Raw genomic sequence first — 18948 nt, 5'->3', positions numbered from 1 at the left:
GACATCCTCCATTAGAAAACTGAATGATTACAGGAGCATTTAATTTTGCTGCTGTTTCCATAACACCGTTTACAGTACTGGAACCGGTTACGTTAACAGCCGGCAAAGCAAAGCCTTTTTCCTTGGCATAGTTAAAGATTTCCTGAACCTGATCTCCGGTAGCTACTCCGGGTTTAATGTTGTGAGCCATTGTGTTGTAATTTTATTATAGGTGACAAAAGTAATAATTTCTATAGTTAGAACGGATAATTAATTCCAATATTTACAACCGACTTGTCAAAACGCATGTCTTTAAACCAACGCTCGCTGTCTGGTTTAGCAGGATTATAGGTTTTAAATCCTAAATCCAATCGGCCGATGAAAAAGTTGAAATCGTAACGGATTCCTATTCCGGTGCCCAAAGCAACGTCTTTTAAGGATTCCCAACCGTTGAAGGTGTATCGTTTGTCTTCTACGTTGTCCCAAATATTCCAGATGTTTCCGGCATCGGCAAATAAAGCGGCGTTCCATTTTCCGAAAAGGTTAAAACGGTATTCGGCACTGAAGGCCAATTTCATGTTGGCTTCGTTAAAATCGTTGATTCCTCCACTTGTTCCGGGTCCCAGACCATATGACTCCCAAGCTCTGTTGTCATTCGAGCCTCCTCCGTAATAACTTCGCGAAAACGGTACGTTGTCTGCATTTCCATATGGAATGGCAATTCCAAAGAAGCCTCTCATGGCATAAACCTTTTTCCTTCCTAAATCCCAATGCTTGATAAAGTCGAACTCGGTTTTTATGTATTGTGAATATTCCACATCCAGGAAGGTTTTTTTTCCATTAGGACCTAATTTTTCATTTCCAAGATTGGATAACGCATTAAGAAAAACCCCGGCAGATTCTATTTTTGTTCTGAAAATATTGAACGAATTGTCTAAAAGATCGGTTTTGGTGGATTTTGTATAGGTGAAATTAGTGGCAAATATTAAGTTGTTCTCCGTTAAACGGTTTTGTCTTTCATCGATGCTTCGAATATCCTGATAAGCTTCGTCTTCAGGAGTCAAAGTGGTTTGACCGGTTAAAACATCGTTTATGAAATTATCTGCTCCACCGCCTTCAATGGTCAGATCTCCATTCTCGTCGACGTTATCGGGATTGGTATTGTAAACCTGCGCATAGTCATTTAATGTCTCATAAGACGATTCATATACGTTGAAATAGTTTTGGGGGTTCAGGTTTCGAACGAACTGAATATTGAGCAGATCGAGCCGAGCCGTATTGGTTTTTGTAGGAAGCCAGTTATAGTTGATGATTCCGGAGAAATTTTCTTTGTCCAAACCGATATTTCTTTGTCGTGAAAAACCAACGGTGGCCGTAGTCGTCGGAAACATTGATCCAGGGATTATTCTTTCTGTTTTTATTGGAAATAAAATCCTTGGGATTGTCAGTTTAATATCGGCACCGTATTCGGAGATGTTAAAAAATACGCCTTTGGGATTTGCCATGTCTTTTGAAGAACCGATGCTTCCGCGGGTTGAAATATCTAAAATTTCTGCCCCTCTGAAGACGTTTCGCCATGAAAATGTCATATTTCCCGAAATTCCGAAATCCTGAATATTGGAATGCATAAAGTCTATAGCCGGTGTCCAACTGTATTTTTTTCGAGGCCTTAAGATGATGTTGGTGATCAGTGAATTTCCTGTGGAATCCCTCTCATCTTCCACATATTCAATGGTCGGATAATTGAAAATCCGAAGATTGTTAAGTGATTTCGATGTCAGTGTTCGTTCGGTGTCACTGAATAAACTTCCTTTAGATATGAAAATGGCGTCGGTGATGGCTTTAGGACGATAAGCTAATTTGTCCGAACTGTAAAGATTGATGTCTTTATAAGTGATACTGTCGGCTACTTTTACTTTGTCTTTTTCGGAATTGCTGAATGTGAAAACGTTCACTTCGCTTATTTTGTAAAGTCTGAAAGGGATTTTAATTAATGAATCGCTGTCTTTTTCTTTGATGGTTTGGTTGTCTATAACCAATTCGACATTGGTTTTGTAGCCTGTTTTGATGGTGTCGACTTTATAAGAAATGTTGGTTTCCTGGAATTTGTAGGCGCCATTATCCCTGAAATAAGTTGAGATTCGTTTTCTTTCGTCTATTAAATCTTTGGAGTCGTACTGTTTTCCTGTTTTGATAAAGGATAAATGCTTTATTTTTTGGTATAAAGAATCCAGGATCGGAGTTTCAACAGTGCTTGTGATACTGTCGATTATGAAAGGTTTTCCTGTTTCGATATGGTATTGTATCTGGCCTCGTTTGTTTTTTAAAGTGTCAATTTTATAGTTGACTTTGGTTCTGAAATACCCTTTGTTGAAATAGTAACTAGAAAGGCGGTTTGCCGTTTTCTGTGCTTTTTTATCGTCTATTATTACAGGAGCCTCTCCATTTTTTTTAAGGAAATTGCTCAAGCCGGAAACCAAAAAAGATTGTCCAAGTCGTTCGACCTGTTTTTCCGAGAGTATCGCAGCCAGATTTTTGTGACGGTTAGGTTTTCTTTCCAGCCAGACATGATAGGATGAGTCCGCATTTTTTTTAGCCAGATTGTACATCCGCAGTCGTAACGGAAATCCGAATAAAGAACTGTTTGGTTTTTGGTATTGCTGATCAACAACGGTTTCTTGCTTTGTTTTTTTGTCGTTAACCGAAATTTTGCTGTCCGTTAAAAGGAGTTTGCCTTCCGGAACCCTTTTAACAACAGAGCAGGAGTATATAATTGCACCTAATACAAATAATAGTGCTATTTTTGGAGAATTCTTTTTCAAGTCAATAACAAAAAGTCGGTCAAAAATACGTTTTTTATGCTTAGTAAAAACCAAATTAAAATAATAACAAGTTTACAGCAAAAAAAGTACCGAAAACAACATCAGTTATTTTTTGCTGAGGGGATAAAGGTAATACAGGAATTGCTGAATTCCAATTTTGAGCTTGAGCATATTTTTAGTACTTCGAATGATTTTCCCGGAATACCGGAAGGTAAATTTTCGCTGATAACCCCGGCAGAATTGAAAAAGATATCGGTTTTGACAACTCCTAATACCTGTTTGGCTTTGTTTCGGATACCGGAAGAAAAACCCATTGAGGAAAAAGGATTGATCGTTGCCCTTGATGACCTGCGTGATCCGGGGAATTTGGGAACCATAGTGCGTTTGTGCGACTGGTTTGGCGTGAAACAAATCATCTGTTCCGAAGAAACCGTTGATGTTTATAATCCGAAAGTGGTTCAGGCCACCATGGGTTCCATAACGCGGGTCAATGTTGTTTATACAGGACTTGAAAAATTGTTGACTGAAACCAAACTTCCGGTTTTCGGGACCTATATGGATGGAGATTCTATTTATAAAACAGCACTTCCAAAAGAAGGGATTCTTGTAATGGGTAATGAAGCCAACGGGATTTCGCTGATGGTAGAAAAAATAAATCAAAGAAGGCTTTCTATACCGCGTTTTGGAGATTTACAGCAAACAGAGAGCCTGAATGTGGCTACAGCGACTGCTATCATCTTGAGTGAATTTAAAAGACTTGACTAGTTATAAAAAACTGAAAATTCTTAATGGAAGGCAAAATTGATGAAAATTCCGCGGGTTTTCATAGATTCTACATTTCCGGTCCAGGGACTGTCCGGATTGTTGTCACGGATAAGTTCGTCATTAATACCAAAGACCCCTCTGATTGAAGGTGAAAATTTAAAATATTCAAAATAAAGGTCAACTCCGAATCCAAGCTCATAATTAGAGGTCATTTTTTCCATTCGGAACTTGTCGTTGTAATTGTCGTCTTTGGAATCGGAATTACTTCCCATATTCAATGATTTAGAATACCCTCCAATAAGGTAAGGACGGAAATTTCCAATTCTTTTAGAGGAGAACTTTAACAATAAGGGAAAATTGATATAGGTTGACCTTACTTCACGAAGCCTGTCGAAAGAGTCCTCAATATTTGGGTAAACTAAATTTCGTTGCGTATAGGATAAGCCCGGTTCGAATCGCAAATCAATATATTCCATTAGACGAAGGTTTCCTATAAGGCCTACATTGAAACCGGTCGTGGTCTGCACTTCGATGTCTTTGTCCGGTTCGATATAATCAAACTTGAAATCGTAAGAATTGAATCCTAAATAATACCCCCAATGAACACGTTGTTTGTCGAAATTCTCAAGATTGATGATTGGGTTCTTGCCGAACATACCTATCCCTTGCTGACCAAAACTGTTTGCCGAAACGATAATTATAAGTAAAACAAATAATTTTTTCATATTATTTTTTTGAAGCCGAATAAATGGTTGCTACTCCAAAGGTTTGAGGCATGTCTTTAACATCTATAAACCCAACTTTTCGCAAAATATTGTTCAGGGCTTCACCGTATGGGAAATGTGATGCCGATTCAGACAGGTAGGAATAAGCTACTTTGTCTTTTGAGAACAGTCTGCCGATAAGCGGGAGGATGTTTTTGGTATAGAAATTATACCCTTGTTTGAAAGGGAATTTAGTAGGTACGGATGTTTCAAGGATTACGAATCGGCCATCGGGTTTCAATACGCGAAGTATTTCAGATAGGCCTAATTCTAAATTTTCAAAATTGCGAACGCCGAATGCTACGGTAATGGCGTCGAAATAGTTGTCTTCGAAAGGGATTTTTTCAGAATCACCCAAGACCATTTCTATTTTGTCAGTAAGCTGTTTCTGGGCCACTTTCTGTTTTCCTATTTCCAGCATTCCGGCAGAAATATCCAGTCCGATTATTTTCTCTGCACTGGTGTTGGCCATAAGGATAGCCAAATCTCCGGTTCCGGTTGCAATATCAAGAATGTTCTTCGGTTTTTTTTCGTCGATGAGTTTTAAAACATTCCTTCTCCACTTAACATCAATCCCGAATGAAATGACACGATTTAGATTATCGTAATTGCCCGAAATGGTGTCAAACATTTGTGTAACCTGTTGTTTTTTACCTAGTTGTGATGATTTGTATGGAGTGATGTTGTCGTTCATCGATTAAATTAATTTGTACAAAGATAATACAATCTTTATCATATCCATCTAATGAAATAATTGTAAATTTATTTCACTAACAAGAAGGTGTTCTTATACATTATGTGAGAGAAAACTAAAGCATCACTAAATTTAGTGATGCGTAAAATACACCATTTTGGTGATTGTTTGGTGTTGAAATTCGTTGCAATTTTACACTCATGATACAAACAAACCGCTATGTTGTCTAAGCTTTTGTTGTCGGAGATAAAATGGATATTACTGGCACTGGTAATTTCATTTGTTCTTGAGGAAAGCATCAACGGCAATGTTTTTTTAAACGATGCCGGTTCAGGGGTGCCGCAAACGTTCTTTGGGTTAAATTTGTTTTTGGAAATTTTAGTTTTTTTTGTCTTTAGTACTTTTGTGGTATTTGGTATTAAAGGCTTTTTTGAGATGTATTCTCAGAAATTCGCCAATGTTATATTATTCATAACAGGTTTATTATTGACAGTGGTGATTTTTATTTTATGTTATCAGGTGCTTTCACTTGGATAAATCCGAAACGTTAAAAGTTAGATACATTTAGTTTGTTAGTTTGAACATCCCGGTATTTTATATCGGGATGTTTTTTATTTGCGTATATACGTCTGAAATGAAAAATCGAAAGCGTGTTTCTCATCTTTGGGATGAAACTCTTCGAATGTTAGTTTCCATTCACCTGAATTGATTTCGGGAAAGAACGTGTCTGCTTCCAAAGTGGTGAAAACCCGGGTAAGTTCTATTTTATCGGCAATTTTCATGGATTGGCTGTAGATTTCTCCTCCTCCTATGATAAAAATATCCTCATTTGTTGGGCAAACGCTTACGGCTTCTTCCAGAGATCCGGCAAGAATGCAGCCTTCAGGAACTTTGTAGTTTTCCTGTCTTGTTATGATTACATGGGTCCGATTGGGTAATGGTTTCGGGAAACTTTCAAATGTTTTCCTTCCCATGACGATGTAATGGCCGGTGGTTATTTGTTTGAATCGTTTAAAATCATCGGGAAGATGCCAAAGTAAATCATTGTCTTTTCCCAAAGCGTTATTTTCTGCAGCTGCTGCAATTAATACAATCATTATTGTGAAGGGTTGTTTTTCTGATTAAAGTCTTTTTCGATTTGTTCAAGTTTGCGCTCCTGTTTCATTATCAGTTTGTCGATCTGCGCCCGTTCCCATTTTTTGTTCATGAAACTGTCTGTAATGAAAACGCGTATGAAATGGAGTACGAAAATAAATCCCCAAATGGTTATGCCCCACTGATACCAGTTGGTTTCTGGTTTGACATCGAGTAATTTATTGGCTATAATCATAAAAATACTGCCAATAAAAAATAAGACAAAATGAAAATACAGACGTTTTTTTTGTTTTAAACGCTGTCTTGCATATTCATACAATTCATGTTGGTCGATTTCCATAAATAGATTTTTACGGAATTAAAGTTAAGATTTTTGTTTTAATCGCCAATTGGATTGGTTTAATTAATCTTTATCGTGATTGGGAGGCTAAATTGTGATCGCAATGTTTTACCTCTGTGGACGGCTGGAATCCAATTTTCCATTTTGGAAAGCACTTTTTTTGCAGTTTGATCAAAGTCGGCATTGTCACTTCGAATTGTTTTTATTTCGCTTATACTGCCATCTTTTTCAATAACAAAACCAAGTAGGACTCTTATCTCTTTTACATGGCTTTTCACTTCGGGTGCATTAAAATTAGATATAAATTTTCTGTAGAAATCCTGCATACTTTTCTTGGGCATTGCCTGAACTTCAACGTTTTTATATGTGTAAGTATTATTTAAAGAGTCAGTTGAAGTCCCTTCTGTTAATTCGCCTTTTTTGTAGTGTTCTTTAAAAGATAGTCTGCCAATTTTTGAATAACCTTCCCAAAGACCGTTTTTAAATCCATTTAGGACTTCTCCTTTTCCAGTTTCTAAATCGGCAATTTCAGTGTAGGCGCCGTTTCCATTGAAAACTTTTTGAGTGTTGTTTTCGTCCCAGTAATTTTTTACAAATAATTTAGATGTTTTTTTTCCTTCTCCATCTTCAAAAATCAAATATTCTCCCTCGGTGCTTTTATTTCCGTTTTCATGCCAGAACGTAAAATCACCATAAGGTAATCCATTGTCATACATAGTGCGTGATTGCAAATTTCCGTTTTCATAATAGCGGTTATATATCCCTTCTTTGATTCTGGACCATTTGTTGTTGCAAACTCCTTCCGATTTTAATTTGCCCGATTTGTAATATTCGTAAATATTATATTGTTTTATTTCTTTGTGAAAATCTTTAATAACCAGGTATGTCATATGATTGTCATATTCGGTTTCTTTTCCGATAGAGTCCAAATAAATGGTTTTGTCTTTCTGGGCATAAAAAACGGTTGAAAAAAGGCATAGAAAAACCGCCAATAAAAATTGTTTCATTGTAATGAAGTGTTGAATGTGTGTTGATTAATTAAATAGCGACCTGTCCTTTAATGTGCGGGTGCGCGTCGTAATCCACTAAAGTGAAATCTTCAAATTTGAAATCGAAGATGTTTTTTACATCGGGATTCAAAAGCATTTTCGGAAGCGGTTTCGGTTCGCGGGTAAGTTGCAATTCCAGCTGTTCGATGTGGTTGTTGTAAATGTGGGCATCACCAAAAGTATGAATGAATTCTCCCGGCTGCAAATCACAAGCCTGAGCAACCATCATCGTGAATAGCGCATAAGAGGCAATGTTGAACGGAACCCCTAAGAAAATATCCGCACTTCTTTGGTATAACTGACATGACAATTTTCCATCGGCTACATAAAACTGAAAAAAGGCATGACAGGGAGGCAGGGCCGCTTTTCCGTTGGCCACATTTTCTGAAAACGATTTTTTATCATCCGGTAAAACGGAAGGGTTCCATGCTGAAACCAGCATGCGTCGGCTGTTCGGGTTTCTTTTCAAGGTGTCGATAAGTTCCTGGATCTGATCGATTTCCTCACTGTTCCAGTTGCGCCACTGATGACCGTAAACAGGGCCTAAATCGCCGTTTTCGTCTGCCCATTCATCCCAGATTCGAACACCGTTTTCTTTTAGATAGCCAATATTGGTATCGCCTTTCAAAAACCAAAGCAATTCATAAATGATAGATTTTAGGTGAAGTTTTTTAGTGGTCACCATCGGGAAGCCTTCGTTTAGGTCAAAACGCATCTGATAGCCGAAAACACTTTTTGTGCCGGTTCCTGTTCTGTCTCCTTTCTGATTTCCGTTTTCTAAAACGTGCTTTACTAAATCTAAATATTGTTTCATTGCTTGTGTATTCGTCGATACGTTTATTTGGTTATTCGGATTGTTGCGACTGCTTTCTGCTCCCGATAGTTGTTGGGACTGAATACTGCAATTGCCGTCTGGCTATGATTCCCTTTTCGAAATTTCGTCTCTGATTTTGGCCGCTTTTTCGTAGTCTTCATTCTGAACTGCTCCTTCAAGAAGTTCGTAAAGTTCTGCCAAAGAATATTGAGAATAGGATTCGCCTGTTACTTTTTCTTCGCCTACCAGTCCGAATGTTTCCGGGTTTTCCAACGGATCATTACTTTCCTCCGGTGATTTACCTTCTTCGGTTGGGTTTATTTTCAGATAAATTCCGGCTTTGTCCAAAATGTTTTTATAGGTAAAAATCGGCGCGTTGAAGCGTAAAGCCAAAGCGATAGCGTCCGAAGTTCTGGCGTCTATTATTTCTTCAATGCGGTCTCTTTCGCAGATAATGCTGGAAAAGAAAACGCCGTCAACTAACTTGTGAATGATGACCTGTTTTACCACAATGTCAAAACGATCGGCAAAATTTTTAAACAAATCGTGCGTTAAAGGTCTGGGCGGACGAATTTCTTTTTCCAATGCTATTGCAATGGACTGTGCTTCGAATGCTCCGATAACAATAGGTAGTTTTCTTTCCCCATCCACCTCATTTAAAATCAGTGCATAAGCGCCATTTTGAGTCTGGCTGTACGAAATTCCCTTTATAGTCAGTTTTACTAAACTCATATTTTTAGCCACTATGGCACTGAGGCACAAAGTTCTTAGTTTGTTAATAGCTATGGATGACACTAAATTACGTCAATTATACCAATAAATTGAAAAAATACGATATAATTATGTTCTTCTGTTGATTGACACTGCTGCATCTGTACCGAAAGTAAGAAATAAGGGTCAGAAAAGAAAAACTCTTTGCAAAGTAACGAAAAACTTTTGCTTCATAAAATAAAAAAGCCACCTGTTTTTTCAGATGGCTTTTTGTAATTATATGAGCGCGGAATTTTAGTGTTGCGCCGCTTTGAAAGCTTTTAATTTTTCGATTAATTGCGGAACTACCTGGAAAGCATCCCCAACCACTCCGTAATCAGCCACTTTGAAGAAAGGAGCTTCCGGATCTGTGTTGATGGCAACTTTTACTTTGGAAGAGTTGATTCCTGCAATGTGCTGGATTGCTCCTGAAATACCTATAGCGATGTACAAGTTAGCCGCTACAGGTTTTCCTGTTTGTCCCACGTGCTCGCTGTGAGATCTCCAGCCTAAATCAGATACTGGTTTTGAACAAGCTGTCGCTGCTCCAAGAACAGAAGCTAATTCTTCGATCATTCCCCAGTTTTCTGGACCTTTTAATCCACGACCTGCAGAAACTACAATTTCAGCATCGGCAATAGTTACTTTTCCGGTTACTTTTTCTACTGATTCGATTTTTACCGAGAAGTCAGCATCGTTTAATGAAGGAGCGAAATCTTCTTCCGTCAATGATGAAGCTGATTCTTTGATTCCGTATGAATTTTTAGCAATTCCCAATACTTTAACATCCGTAGTGATTTCAGTGATGTTGAAAGCCTTGTTTGAGAATGCGTTTCTTTTTACTGCAAATGGTGAAGTACTTTCCGGTAATGCCACTACGTTAGAAGCGTAACCTGCATTTAAGCCTACTGCAACAAGTGGAGCCAAGTATAAAGAGTCTGTTGTAGAAGATAAAACAACAACTTTCGTTCCTTCTTTTTGAGCAGCCTGTTTGATAACATCAGCATAAGCTTTTGCGTTGAAAGCCGCTAATTTATCGTTAGATACTTTTAATACTTTGTCTACTCCGTATTTTGATAAATCGGAAACATCACCTGCGTTTACTGTAACAGCTGTTACGGTTGTTCCCATCATTTCAGCAACTTTCTTAGCATATGAAGCCAACTCGAAAGCTACTTTTTTAAATTTTCCCTCTGCTGATTCAGCGTATATTAAAATTGACATGATTTTCAGTATTTAAAAATTGAAAGATTTAATGATTCAAAAATTTCGTAATTCGTAATTTTTAATTTCGGATTAAATTACTTTCGCTTCGTTATGTAATAAGTTGATTAATTCGTCTAAGTTATCCGGGCTAACCAATTTTACTGCAGATTTTGCAGCTGGTTTTTCGAATTTAACGGCTTTGGTAGTGTTATCTGCTCCAACCGGTTCTAAAATGGTCAGTGCTTTTGTTCTCGCGGTCATAATGCCTCTCATGTTCGGGATGCGTAGATCTTTTTCTTCCACTAAACCTTTTTGCCCGCCGATTACCAATGGTAAGTTAGCAGAAATGGTTTCTTTACCGCCGTCGATTTCTCTAACCGCTTTAGCAGTTGTTCCGTTGATGTCTAATCCGATACAAGAGTTTACGAAATCGTTTCCTGTCAATGCAGCAAGCATTCCCGGAACCATTCCTCCGTTATAATCCAATGATTCTTTACCGGCAATTACTAAATCATAACCTCCGTTTTTTACCACTTCAGCAAGCTGTTTGGCAACGAAGAAACCGTCTGTAGGATTAGCGTTTACGCGGATTGCTTCATCAGCACCAATGGCTAATGCTTTTCTTAAAGTAGCTTCTGCGTCAGCACCTCCAACGTTCACCACGGTTACGTTAGCGCCTTGTTGCTCTTTGAACCAGATGGCTCTTGTTAAACCGAATTCGTCATTAGGGTTGATTACAAACTGAACACCGTTGGTATCAAATTCTGAATCTCCGTTAATGAAGTTAATTTTTGAAGTAGTATCAGGTACGTGGCTGATGCAAACTAATATTTTCATTTTTATAAAAGTATAAAGTTGATATTTCAATTTCAAGGGACGAATTTAAGCAAATATTTCAAATAAAATAGTATGCACGCATATTAATTGTGAATTTGTCAGTAATTTGAAAAAATATTCCGATAAAATGTAAAAAGAACGGGGGTAGTGTGGTTTTGGTTGCGAAATTTTTATCCAGAAATGGTTTTGTCAGTATGGGTTTTATGACAGGTTCATCGAAAAGGCTGTAAAAAGAAAAGACCGCCGGTTTATGGAAGCGGTCTTTTGTTGGTTGTGTTGCAGGTGTGTTTATTTTAAGATGATTTTAGCATTTAATTTACCTTCTTCTGATTCAATTGATGCTAAATAAACGCCTTGTCCGATTCCAGTCAAATCCAGTTCGGTTTGTTCAGATATGCCTGTTGGTTTGACCTGTCTGATGATTCTTCCATTTAGGTCGAAAACCGTTATTTGATTTATGTTGATTAAATCCGGCGTATTGATAAAAACTTTTCCGTTGGAAGGGTTAGGGTATATTGTGAAGGCTTGCATCAAATTAGAGTTTGTGTTGAGAAGACAATTTGCCGAATAAGTTGCGGTCGGGTGAAATGCGGTTCCCCAATTTGTGGCTGAATAAGCGGGGTCGTCTACGCTAATACAACTTAAACCTGGGTTGTTTGCAGCTCCATAGTCTGGGAGTAATACAAAATTCATGTTGTTGCCATTTCTTAAGTCAAGTGTGGTAAGTTGGTTGAATTGACATTTGATTTTGGTTAACAAAGGGCAGGTTGCAATTGACAGAGAGGTCAACAGGTTGTCGCTTATCCGTAATTCCTGCAATGCTGCATTTTGTGATAAGTCAATGGAGGTTAGGTTGTTTCCTGTCAATCCTAAAAATTCGAGTCCTGTGAGCATGCTTACATTGATGGAACTTAAATTGGTTTGGTATACATCTAAAATTTTCAGGTTTACATTTTGCCCGAGGTTTAATGTTCCTAATGGGTTTCCTCCACAATGTAACTCTATTATGTCTGTATTTAATGAGATATCCAAGGTGGTTAAGTTGTTGTCATCCAGTCCTATATATGTTAGGTCAGGGTTTTGGGAGAGATTAATGGCGGTGAGTTGGTTGCTATAAGCTTCAAGGTAATGCAGGCTTGTATTTGCTGTTACATTCAAAGCTGTTAATGCATTCCCGTCGCACTCCAATTCCTGAAGGAGTGTTAAGCTGCTTACATTGAGATTTGTTAAGCTATTACTGGAACAATTCAAATACGTTAACGATGTGAAGGCTTCGATACCTGTTAGGTTTGTGATTTGTGATAATGAAAGATCTAAATCGGTAATGTCATCTATGTTGGCTGTAGGTACAGAACCGTTAACGGGAGGGGCATCGTAACCTAAAGCAATCAATTTTTCCTCAAACTTAGGATCCGGAATTAATGTTGTTTGAGCAATAAGGAACTGTGGGGCAGTGATCAGAATGAGTAATACTTTTTTCATAAAAAAATAAGTTTGAATTAACGCCTTTTATGATGTGGTATTTTCTGGATTAACAAAGTTAGAAAATTAACATGAAAAGAGATGCTTGAAAACGAGGAATTTTCCAATTAAATTTTTTATAAAATATTGTTAATCAGTATTTTGTTTCTTTTTTTTGTGCTTTTCGGTTTTTGAGAAAAACTTTCTTTTTTTTGTGCACCCTTTTTCAACGGATAAATATGATAATTATCGGTTTTGTCGAAGATTTTGCATTAGGTTCTGTTGTCTTAAGGGGGGCTTTTTTTTAAAGCAAAAAAGTAAAAAGTAATTTTTAAAGTGTTGAAAACTAATGGTAATAATGCTGAATTTGACGAGGTTGTAATTCAAAGAATGTTCTATCTTTGTGAAAATTCTTAATAATTAAAGTATGAAAAAACATCTACTTAAAAGTCTATTCTTAATTATTGCTGCTTTGGCTGTTATAGTAGCTTGTTCAAAAGACGAGGCTGATACATCACAACCAATTGACCAAAATGGTGGGGAAATTTTTCGTTCGCAAGTGGTAACGGTTTCTTTAGGTGGGGCAACATTATCCGAAAACGAATATCAAGGAACACTTGGAGGCACTCCAATTACTTTGATGAAATCAGAAGATGGCAAACTATCGTTTTTAGTGCCTTATTCATCAATAGTAGGATTACAGGATTTAGTTATTCCAACGCTTGGCGCAACGGTACATTATGATGTGAAAAACACTCAACTTACCGAAACCCCTGAAGCTACATTAGCACCATTCTTTACTAATCTTGACACTTTTGAATCTACATTAGATGCTTCAGCAGAGTCGGTTGCAATTCAAAATTCTTTAAATAGTTTTAACGACTATTATACAAATGCAAGTGAAGACGAAAAAATGGAGATGGCTGTTTTGTATAAAGCAAATAAAGTCCAATTCGACAAAATTTTGCTGTATGATTATAGTGATGTAACCGGAAAAAGTATTACAGCGTCGGATATTACGCTTTTGGCAAAACACAGTTTGGCGTGTATAGCTGTTGTAGGAGGAAGTTTTGCCGTTTTGTTTGGCGAACCCGCAACAAAAGCTTTGGGTGCTGTAGTGGCTTATGTTGCATTTGAAAAAGCTAAACAATTTCATGAAGAACTGGAGGAAAGAAAACTAAACACAGTTAATCTTGTTGTTAACTCTATTATGGGTACAACTGACAGGAATGGCAATAATTCTTCTAGAACAGAAGTTCTATTTCAAAGCGATGTTATGACAACATTGGATTTGGAAACTTCGGAAAGAAGCCTGATTGCAAGTGATTCTAATAAAACACAATCTGGAGTTGTATCGTTTTTTAACGATCAAAACAGGTATAACTATTATGCTAATAAAGTTAATGTCCAACTTCAATGGCTTAACGATAATAATCCTTTTTTTGATTTCGATTTAGTACCTTTAGAGCAGCTTCCTGCTTCAAGCCCTGCTGAAAATGAAGTTGTTACTCAGGAAATCTTCAACAGCCTTCAATTAAGTGTTAACGATCCAAATCTTGAATTGGTTTCCTCGTCTTTACAAAGCGATGGACAACTAAACTTAAAAATAAAAATTATCGGAACTCCGTCGTCATTGCCCGTAGAATCGTTCTTGAACTACAGTTACAGTGATGAGTTTAGTTCGTTTTCTGGGAAGTTTCCGATAACAGTTGCAGGGACAAATGATGTTTCGCTTGTAGGGAATTGGTCAATTGTTGGATATGGTGCTCCCGGGACATATAATTCAGCAACAGGTATTTATAGTTCGTATATTAGTTCAGAAACTTTTGAAAATACTTGTACAGGGCCATTTAATGTATATACTGGAAATCATACAACCACATTAACTTTTCCAAGTAGCGTCATTTTTACAGCAAATGGTTTTAGTATGGGTTATTCAAAACAAACTTCAGGACAATTTTGTGATGCTTCATGGGGCGAAACCCAGTGCTCATACTCGAATATCTATACTTATGCTGCAACTTTAACCTCGATACCTACTATTCAGCTTAATGGTTCGAAATTTGTATCTTATAATTACACTAATCAAGTTAGTGAAACGTGTACACCATTTTTCAATAATGATGGACAGCAAACTTGTACAACACCGGGCGATCCTTATTGTCAAGGCTACAATTTAAATGAAACAAATCCAGGCAGTTCTTCCCTAAATATTATCATTAAAGATGATGAGGATACAATTTATATTAATGATCGTGGATATCAATTTAAGTTGATTAGACAATAATTGCATTGTAACAATACACCATAATAACATAAAAAGCCCAAGGTGAAGCTTGGGCTTTTTATGTTTAAAAAAAACAAACTCTCTTAACTTCAGTTCATTTTTGCCTTTATTGCATTTTAAAAAAACATATAAAAGTTCTTCAAATATGGTGAATGCATATAAGGGATTAATTTTAAACTCCAATTTTTAAAATATTTCTATCATTATAATTAGTATATTGTCAATAACTGATTTAAAATTTTTATTTTTGCCTTTCAATAATTTTTGGATAAAGAAAAATACATGAGAACGATACAGTTTAGAGAAGCGGTTTGTGAGGCGATGAGCGAAGAAATGCGTCGCGACGAATCGGTATATTTAATGGGTGAAGAAGTTGCAGAATATAATGGTGCCTACAAAGCATCAAAGGGAATGTTGGATGAATTCGGACCGAAAAGGGTTATCGATACACCGATTGCCGAGTTAGGTTTTGCCGGAATCGCAGTTGGTTCTGCTATGAATGGATGCCGTCCGATAGTGGAATTCATGACGTTCAACTTCTCATTGGTAGGTATCGACCAGATTATTAATAACGCTGCAAAAATGCGTCAGATGTCGGCCGGACAATTCCCAATGCCGATGGTGTTCCGTGGGCCTACAGCTTCTGCAGGTCAGTTAGGAGCAACGCACTCCCAGGCTTTTGAAAACTGGTTTGCGAACACTCCGGGATTAAAAGTGGTTGTTCCTTCAAATGTATATGATGCGAAAGGTTTGTTGAAATCGGCTATTCGTGACAACGATCCGGTAATCTTCATGGAATCAGAGCAAATGTACGGTGATAAAGGAGAAGTGCCTGAAGGTGATTATACGATTCCATTAGGGGTTGCCGATGTTAAGCGTGAAGGTACCGATGTGACTATCGTTTCTTTCGGTAAAATCATCAAAGAGGCTTTCGCTGCCGCAGAAGAATTGGCAAAAGAAGGTATCTCTTGTGAGATTGTCGATTTGAGAACGGTTCGCCCGATGGATTATGATACTATCATCAATTCCGTTAAGAAAACAAATCGTTTGGTTGTATTGGAAGAAGCGTGGCCATTTGCTTCAGTTGCTTCTGAAATTACATATATGGTTCAGGAAAGAGCATTTGATTACCTTGATGCGCCTGTTCAAAGAATCACCACTGCCGATACGCCGGCTCCGTACTCGCCAACTTTATTGAAAGAGTGGTTGCCTAATTCGGAAGATGTGATCAAGGCGGTTAAAAAAGTAATGTATAAATAGATTGTAAGATTTTTTAGAATATTAGATATTTTGATTTGTTGAACGATAAATCATCTAAAAATCTAAATAGTCCAAAAATCTAAAAATCTATTTAGTATATTTGAAACTTCATCAGTAAATTACTGATGAAGTTTTTTTTTGAGGTGTATGAAGAAATTTTTACTGGTTTTAAGTTTTTGTATTTTTTATATCAGCATGTCAGCACAAACAAAGGTGGGCGGAGTGGTTTATGATGAAAACAACCAGCCTATGGGTTATGCCAATGTGTATTTCAAAGGTTCTACGGAAGGAATCGTTTCTGATGAAAATGGACGGTTTTATCTTCAGTCCGATAAAACGTATAAAATACTTGTCGCTTCTTTCGTAGGCTATAAGGCTGTGGAAATTACCCTGACAAAATCGGTTGATTTGGATATGAAAATCACCATCAAGCCAGACAACCAATTGCAGGAGGTTAAAATTTATACCGGGAAAACATCCAAAAAGAATAATCCGGCTATTGACATTCTTCGGAAAATTTGGGAGCGCAGGCGCAAGAATGGTTTGCATATGTTCGATCAGTATCAGTATGATAAATACGAAAAAGTGGAATTCGACCTGAACTCCATCGACAGCGCATTCAAAGCCAATAAGATTTTTGAGGGGATGGAATTTATTTGGGACCGAATCGATACTTCAAGAGTGACAGGAAAAGCGTTCCTGCCCATATTCATAAATGAAACCCTCAGCGAGGTTTATGCTGATAATGTTAAAGGCAAAAAGAAAGAAATCGTAAAGGCTAATAAGAATTCCGGTTTAGGATCCGGGGACGGCGTAAGCACTTTTATTAAAGACCTGTATGCTGATTATGATATCTATAATAACTACCTTAAGTTTTTTGACAAGGATTTCGTAAGCCCGCTTTCACGCACCGGGATCAATGTGTATAATTATGTGTTGTCCGACAGTGCTTTTATAGATAATAAATGGTGCTACAACATCATCTTTTATCCGAGAAGAAAGAATGAGCTGACTTTTAAAGGGGATTTTTGGGTTAACGATACCACGTTTGCTATCAAGAGAATAAACATGGAGGCCAGCAAAAGTGCCAACATCAACTGGGTAAAGGAGATTTACATCGAACAGGAATTCGAAGTGCTTAATGATTCGGTTTTTTTGTTAACAAGGGATCATATGATGTCGGATTTTAGCTTCTCCAAAAAAGAAAAATCTAAAGGGGTATATGGCAAACGTACCACATTGGTCAGAAATCACAAATTCAACATTCCGAAAGACGATAAATTCTATAAAGTGGAAATAGATGCTTTCGATGGTGAGGTTTATAATAAATCGGATGAATTCTGGGAAGAAAACCGTTTTGAGAACCTCAATAAGAATGAGAAAGGGATTTATGGGCTTCTGGATACGTTAAACACGATTCCGAAATTCAAGCGGATTTATAACCTAGCAACGATTCTGGCCAGCGGATACATAAATATACCGAAGTACAAATTTGACTACGGGCCTATTTTTTCTTCTTTCGGATATAACGATGTGGAGGGTTTGCGCTTACGTGCCGGCGGAAGAACTTATTTTGGGCCGAATGACCCATGGCGCGTTGAAGGATTCGTTGCTTATGGTTTAAAAGACGACCAATTCAAATATGGTATCTCCGGGAAGTGGCTGGTAAATAAAAAAAACAGATTGATACTATCAGCAGGGCATCGAAGAGATGTCGAGCAGATTGGGGTAAGTTTAACTACAACCAATGACGTTTTAGGACGAAGTTTTGCATCGAGTTCCTTGTTTTCGACAGGGACAAATAATAAGTTGACGTCCATTAATTTGTCGATGTTATCGGCGGAAATGGAAGTGGCCAAGAACTTGACGGTTGAAGCAGGACTAACCTACAGAACTTTAAAATCGGCTTCGGATCAGTTCAGTCTGGATTATTACGATGCCAATGGAAATATTCAGAGTGAAGTAAAACAGTCTGAAGTCGAATTCAGGGTTGATTATACGCCAGGGAGAAAAACGATTGGGCACGGCGTGGAAAGACTGGTGGTGGATTATAATTTCCCCAGGGTTTTTGCGAACTACAGTCACGGTTTTGAAGGCGTTCTCGACAGCGATTTCAATTACAGGAAACTTCAGTTTTATTACAGACAGCCCGTTCTTATTGGAGGATTTGGCCGTTTGTTCACTACTATGGAGCTCGGAAAAATATATGGTGGAGTTCCTTTAGGATTGATGGGCGTTGTTCCCGGTAACCAATCCTGGTTCCAGATAGAAAATACGTTCAGTAACCTGCAGTACTATGAGTTTCTGGTAGATCAGTACGCTTCGTTTCATTTGGAACATCATTTTAACGGAAGGATTTTTTCAAGAGTGCCTTTACTCCGTAAGTTGAACTGGCGCGAGATAGTTGGAGTTAAAGGGATCGTCGGTAAGATTTCGGATGAAAATATCGCAATTAACGCTTCCGGATTGGAATACCGCGCTCCTGAAGATGGATATTGGGAATATCACGCCGGGATTGGGAATATTTTCAAATGTTTCCGTCTGGATTTTTGCTGGAGAGGAAATTACCTGAATGTTCCCGATGCTAACAAATTTGCAGTTAAAGGCTCCTTCGGATTCTATTTCTAATGAAAAATGCCATTGCGCATCTTCTTAAAAATGAAGATAAGTTTCAAAAGATAGTGACATTATATGGTGAGCCGACTTTTGTGCAGCGACCGCCCGGATTCGAGACGTTATGTCTGCTGATTTTAGAGCAACAGGTTTCCATTGACTCGGCCAAAGCGACATTCAATAAAATTAAAAAGACACTCCCTGATTTTTTA

The 18948-nt window shown here is 37.6% G+C and carries 17 protein-coding genes and 1 pseudogene; 6 read left to right on the top strand and 12 right to left on the bottom strand.

Going from position 1 to position 18948, the window contains the following annotated elements:
- Both VLB74_RS00425 and tamL read right to left on the bottom strand, forming a co-directional pair.
- Positions 1–190, bottom strand: a 190-nt coding sequence (locus VLB74_RS00425) for a class II fructose-bisphosphate aldolase (protein ID WP_325201499.1), incomplete at its 3' end; no start/stop codon positions are given.
- 46 nt (positions 191–236) lie between these two features.
- Positions 237–2801 (bottom strand): translocation and assembly module lipoprotein TamL, encoded by a 2565-nt coding sequence (tamL, locus tag VLB74_RS00420; protein WP_325201498.1) that lies wholly within the window; start codon positions 2799–2801, stop codon positions 237–239.
- A gap of 36 nt (positions 2802–2837) precedes the next feature.
- Here tamL and VLB74_RS00415 point away from each other — a divergent pair, with 36 nt between their 5' ends.
- Positions 2838–3566 (top strand): TrmH family RNA methyltransferase, encoded by a 729-nt coding sequence (locus VLB74_RS00415; RefSeq protein ID WP_325201497.1) that lies wholly within the window; start codon positions 2838–2840, stop codon positions 3564–3566.
- Positions 3567–3586: 20 nt separating this feature from the next.
- Here the strand turns inward: VLB74_RS00415 and porT are convergent, their stop codons facing one another.
- Together porT and ubiE are read right to left on the bottom strand one after the other, a co-directional pair.
- Positions 3587–4291, bottom strand: coding sequence for a type IX secretion/gliding motility protein PorT/SprT (porT, locus tag VLB74_RS00410; RefSeq protein WP_325201496.1), 705 nt, complete (start codon positions 4289–4291; stop codon positions 3587–3589).
- A gap of 1 nt (position 4292) precedes the next feature.
- Positions 4293–5024 carry a bifunctional demethylmenaquinone methyltransferase/2-methoxy-6-polyprenyl-1,4-benzoquinol methylase UbiE gene (ubiE, locus tag VLB74_RS00405; protein WP_325201495.1) on the bottom strand — a complete coding sequence of 244 codons (732 nt, stop codon included), beginning with the start codon at positions 5022–5024 and terminating at the stop codon, positions 4293–4295.
- 219 nt (positions 5025–5243) lie between these two features.
- Between ubiE and VLB74_RS00400 the strand changes: the two genes are divergently transcribed.
- On the top strand, positions 5244–5561 hold the full coding sequence (locus VLB74_RS00400; RefSeq protein WP_325201494.1) for a hypothetical protein: 318 nt from the start codon (positions 5244–5246) through the stop codon (positions 5559–5561).
- Positions 5562–5635: 74 nt separating this feature from the next.
- On the opposite strand, the gene VLB74_RS00395 is transcribed toward VLB74_RS00400, so the two are convergent.
- The 8 genes from VLB74_RS00395 to VLB74_RS00360 all read right to left on the bottom strand — a co-directional run bounded on the left by VLB74_RS00395 (position 5636) and on the right by VLB74_RS00360 (position 12597).
- Positions 5636–6121, bottom strand: coding sequence for a dihydrofolate reductase (locus tag VLB74_RS00395; RefSeq protein ID WP_325201493.1), 486 nt, complete (start codon positions 6119–6121; stop codon positions 5636–5638).
- Positions 6121–6459 (bottom strand): 2TM domain-containing protein, encoded by a 339-nt coding sequence (locus VLB74_RS00390; protein ID WP_325201492.1) that lies wholly within the window; start codon positions 6457–6459, stop codon positions 6121–6123. The genes VLB74_RS00395 and VLB74_RS00390 overlap by 1 nt, the downstream gene beginning before the upstream one ends.
- A gap of 59 nt (positions 6460–6518) precedes the next feature.
- Positions 6519–7466 (bottom strand): energy transducer TonB, encoded by a 948-nt coding sequence (locus VLB74_RS00385; RefSeq protein ID WP_325201491.1) that lies wholly within the window; start codon positions 7464–7466, stop codon positions 6519–6521.
- A 31-nt stretch (positions 7467–7497) separates the two neighbouring features.
- Positions 7498–8322, bottom strand: a complete 825-nt coding sequence (locus VLB74_RS00380; RefSeq protein WP_325201490.1) for a thymidylate synthase — start codon at positions 8320–8322, stop codon at positions 7498–7500.
- A gap of 102 nt (positions 8323–8424) precedes the next feature.
- Positions 8425–9054 (bottom strand): bifunctional nuclease family protein, encoded by a 630-nt coding sequence (locus VLB74_RS00375; RefSeq protein WP_325201489.1) that lies wholly within the window; start codon positions 9052–9054, stop codon positions 8425–8427.
- 273 nt (positions 9055–9327) lie between these two features.
- On the bottom strand, positions 9328–10296 hold the full coding sequence (locus VLB74_RS00370) for an electron transfer flavoprotein subunit alpha/FixB family protein (RefSeq protein WP_325201488.1): 969 nt from the start codon (positions 10294–10296) through the stop codon (positions 9328–9330).
- Positions 10297–10368: 72 nt separating this feature from the next.
- Positions 10369–11115, bottom strand: coding sequence for an electron transfer flavoprotein subunit beta/FixA family protein (locus VLB74_RS00365; protein ID WP_325201487.1), 747 nt, complete (start codon positions 11113–11115; stop codon positions 10369–10371).
- 288 nt (positions 11116–11403) lie between these two features.
- A complete protein-coding gene (locus tag VLB74_RS00360) occupies positions 11404–12597 on the bottom strand; it encodes a T9SS type A sorting domain-containing protein (RefSeq protein WP_325201486.1) in 1194 nt (397 codons plus the stop codon).
- A gap of 406 nt (positions 12598–13003) precedes the next feature.
- Here VLB74_RS00360 and VLB74_RS00355 point away from each other — a divergent pair, with 406 nt between their 5' ends.
- From VLB74_RS00355 to VLB74_RS00340, 4 genes and pseudogenes are all read left to right on the top strand, one after another.
- Positions 13004–14863: a hypothetical protein gene (locus VLB74_RS00355; protein ID WP_325201485.1), complete on the top strand. Its 1860-nt coding sequence runs from the start codon at positions 13004–13006 to the stop codon at positions 14861–14863.
- 282 nt (positions 14864–15145) lie between these two features.
- The gene (locus VLB74_RS00350) at positions 15146–16123 is read left to right on the top strand and encodes a pyruvate dehydrogenase complex E1 component subunit beta (protein ID WP_325201484.1); all 978 of its coding nucleotides are present in this window, start codon (positions 15146–15148) and stop codon (positions 16121–16123) included.
- 147 nt (positions 16124–16270) lie between these two features.
- Entirely contained in the window at positions 16271–18751 is a 2481-nt protein-coding gene (locus VLB74_RS00345; RefSeq protein WP_325201483.1) for a DUF5686 and carboxypeptidase-like regulatory domain-containing protein, read from the top strand.
- Positions 18751–18948 (top strand): annotated as a pseudogene (locus tag VLB74_RS00340) (DNA-3-methyladenine glycosylase family protein); the annotation flags it as partial. The gene VLB74_RS00345 and the pseudogene VLB74_RS00340, both read left to right, overlap by 1 nt.

Origin of the sequence: Flavobacterium sp., from assembly GCF_035456225.1 — a bacterium.
In the GTDB taxonomy this organism is placed as follows: Bacteria; Bacteroidota; Bacteroidia; order Flavobacteriales; family Flavobacteriaceae; genus Flavobacterium.
This window is presented reverse-complemented; position numbering and strand designations above follow the sequence as displayed.

What these genes read in the sequence shown, in the direction of transcription:
- VLB74_RS00415 (WP_325201497.1), top strand. Translation starts at nt 2,838, where the DNA reads ATGCTTAGTAAAAACCAAATTAAAATAATAACAAGTTTACAGCAAAAA.
- porT (WP_325201496.1), bottom strand. Translation starts at nt 4,291, where the DNA reads ATGAAAAAATTATTTGTTTTACTTATAATTATCGTTTCGGCAAACAGT.
- ubiE (WP_325201495.1), bottom strand. Translation starts at nt 5,024, where the DNA reads ATGAACGACAACATCACTCCATACAAATCATCACAACTAGGTAAAAAA.
- VLB74_RS00400 (WP_325201494.1), top strand. Translation starts at nt 5,244, where the DNA reads ATGTTGTCTAAGCTTTTGTTGTCGGAGATAAAATGGATATTACTGGCA.
- VLB74_RS00395 (WP_325201493.1), bottom strand. Translation starts at nt 6,121, where the DNA reads ATGATTGTATTAATTGCAGCAGCTGCAGAAAATAACGCTTTGGGAAAA.
- VLB74_RS00390 (WP_325201492.1), bottom strand. Translation starts at nt 6,459, where the DNA reads ATGGAAATCGACCAACATGAATTGTATGAATATGCAAGACAGCGTTTA.
- VLB74_RS00385 (WP_325201491.1), bottom strand. Translation starts at nt 7,466, where the DNA reads ATGAAACAATTTTTATTGGCGGTTTTTCTATGCCTTTTTTCAACCGTT.
- VLB74_RS00380 (WP_325201490.1), bottom strand. Translation starts at nt 8,322, where the DNA reads ATGAAACAATATTTAGATTTAGTAAAGCACGTTTTAGAAAACGGAAAT.
- VLB74_RS00375 (WP_325201489.1), bottom strand. Translation starts at nt 9,054, where the DNA reads ATGAGTTTAGTAAAACTGACTATAAAGGGAATTTCGTACAGCCAGACT.
- VLB74_RS00370 (WP_325201488.1), bottom strand. Translation starts at nt 10,296, where the DNA reads ATGTCAATTTTAATATACGCTGAATCAGCAGAGGGAAAATTTAAAAAA.
- VLB74_RS00365 (WP_325201487.1), bottom strand. Translation starts at nt 11,115, where the DNA reads ATGAAAATATTAGTTTGCATCAGCCACGTACCTGATACTACTTCAAAA.
- VLB74_RS00360 (WP_325201486.1), bottom strand. Translation starts at nt 12,597, where the DNA reads ATGAAAAAAGTATTACTCATTCTGATCACTGCCCCACAGTTCCTTATT.
- VLB74_RS00355 (WP_325201485.1), top strand. Translation starts at nt 13,004, where the DNA reads ATGAAAAAACATCTACTTAAAAGTCTATTCTTAATTATTGCTGCTTTG.
- VLB74_RS00350 (WP_325201484.1), top strand. Translation starts at nt 15,146, where the DNA reads ATGAGAACGATACAGTTTAGAGAAGCGGTTTGTGAGGCGATGAGCGAA.
- VLB74_RS00345 (WP_325201483.1), top strand. Translation starts at nt 16,271, where the DNA reads ATGAAGAAATTTTTACTGGTTTTAAGTTTTTGTATTTTTTATATCAGC.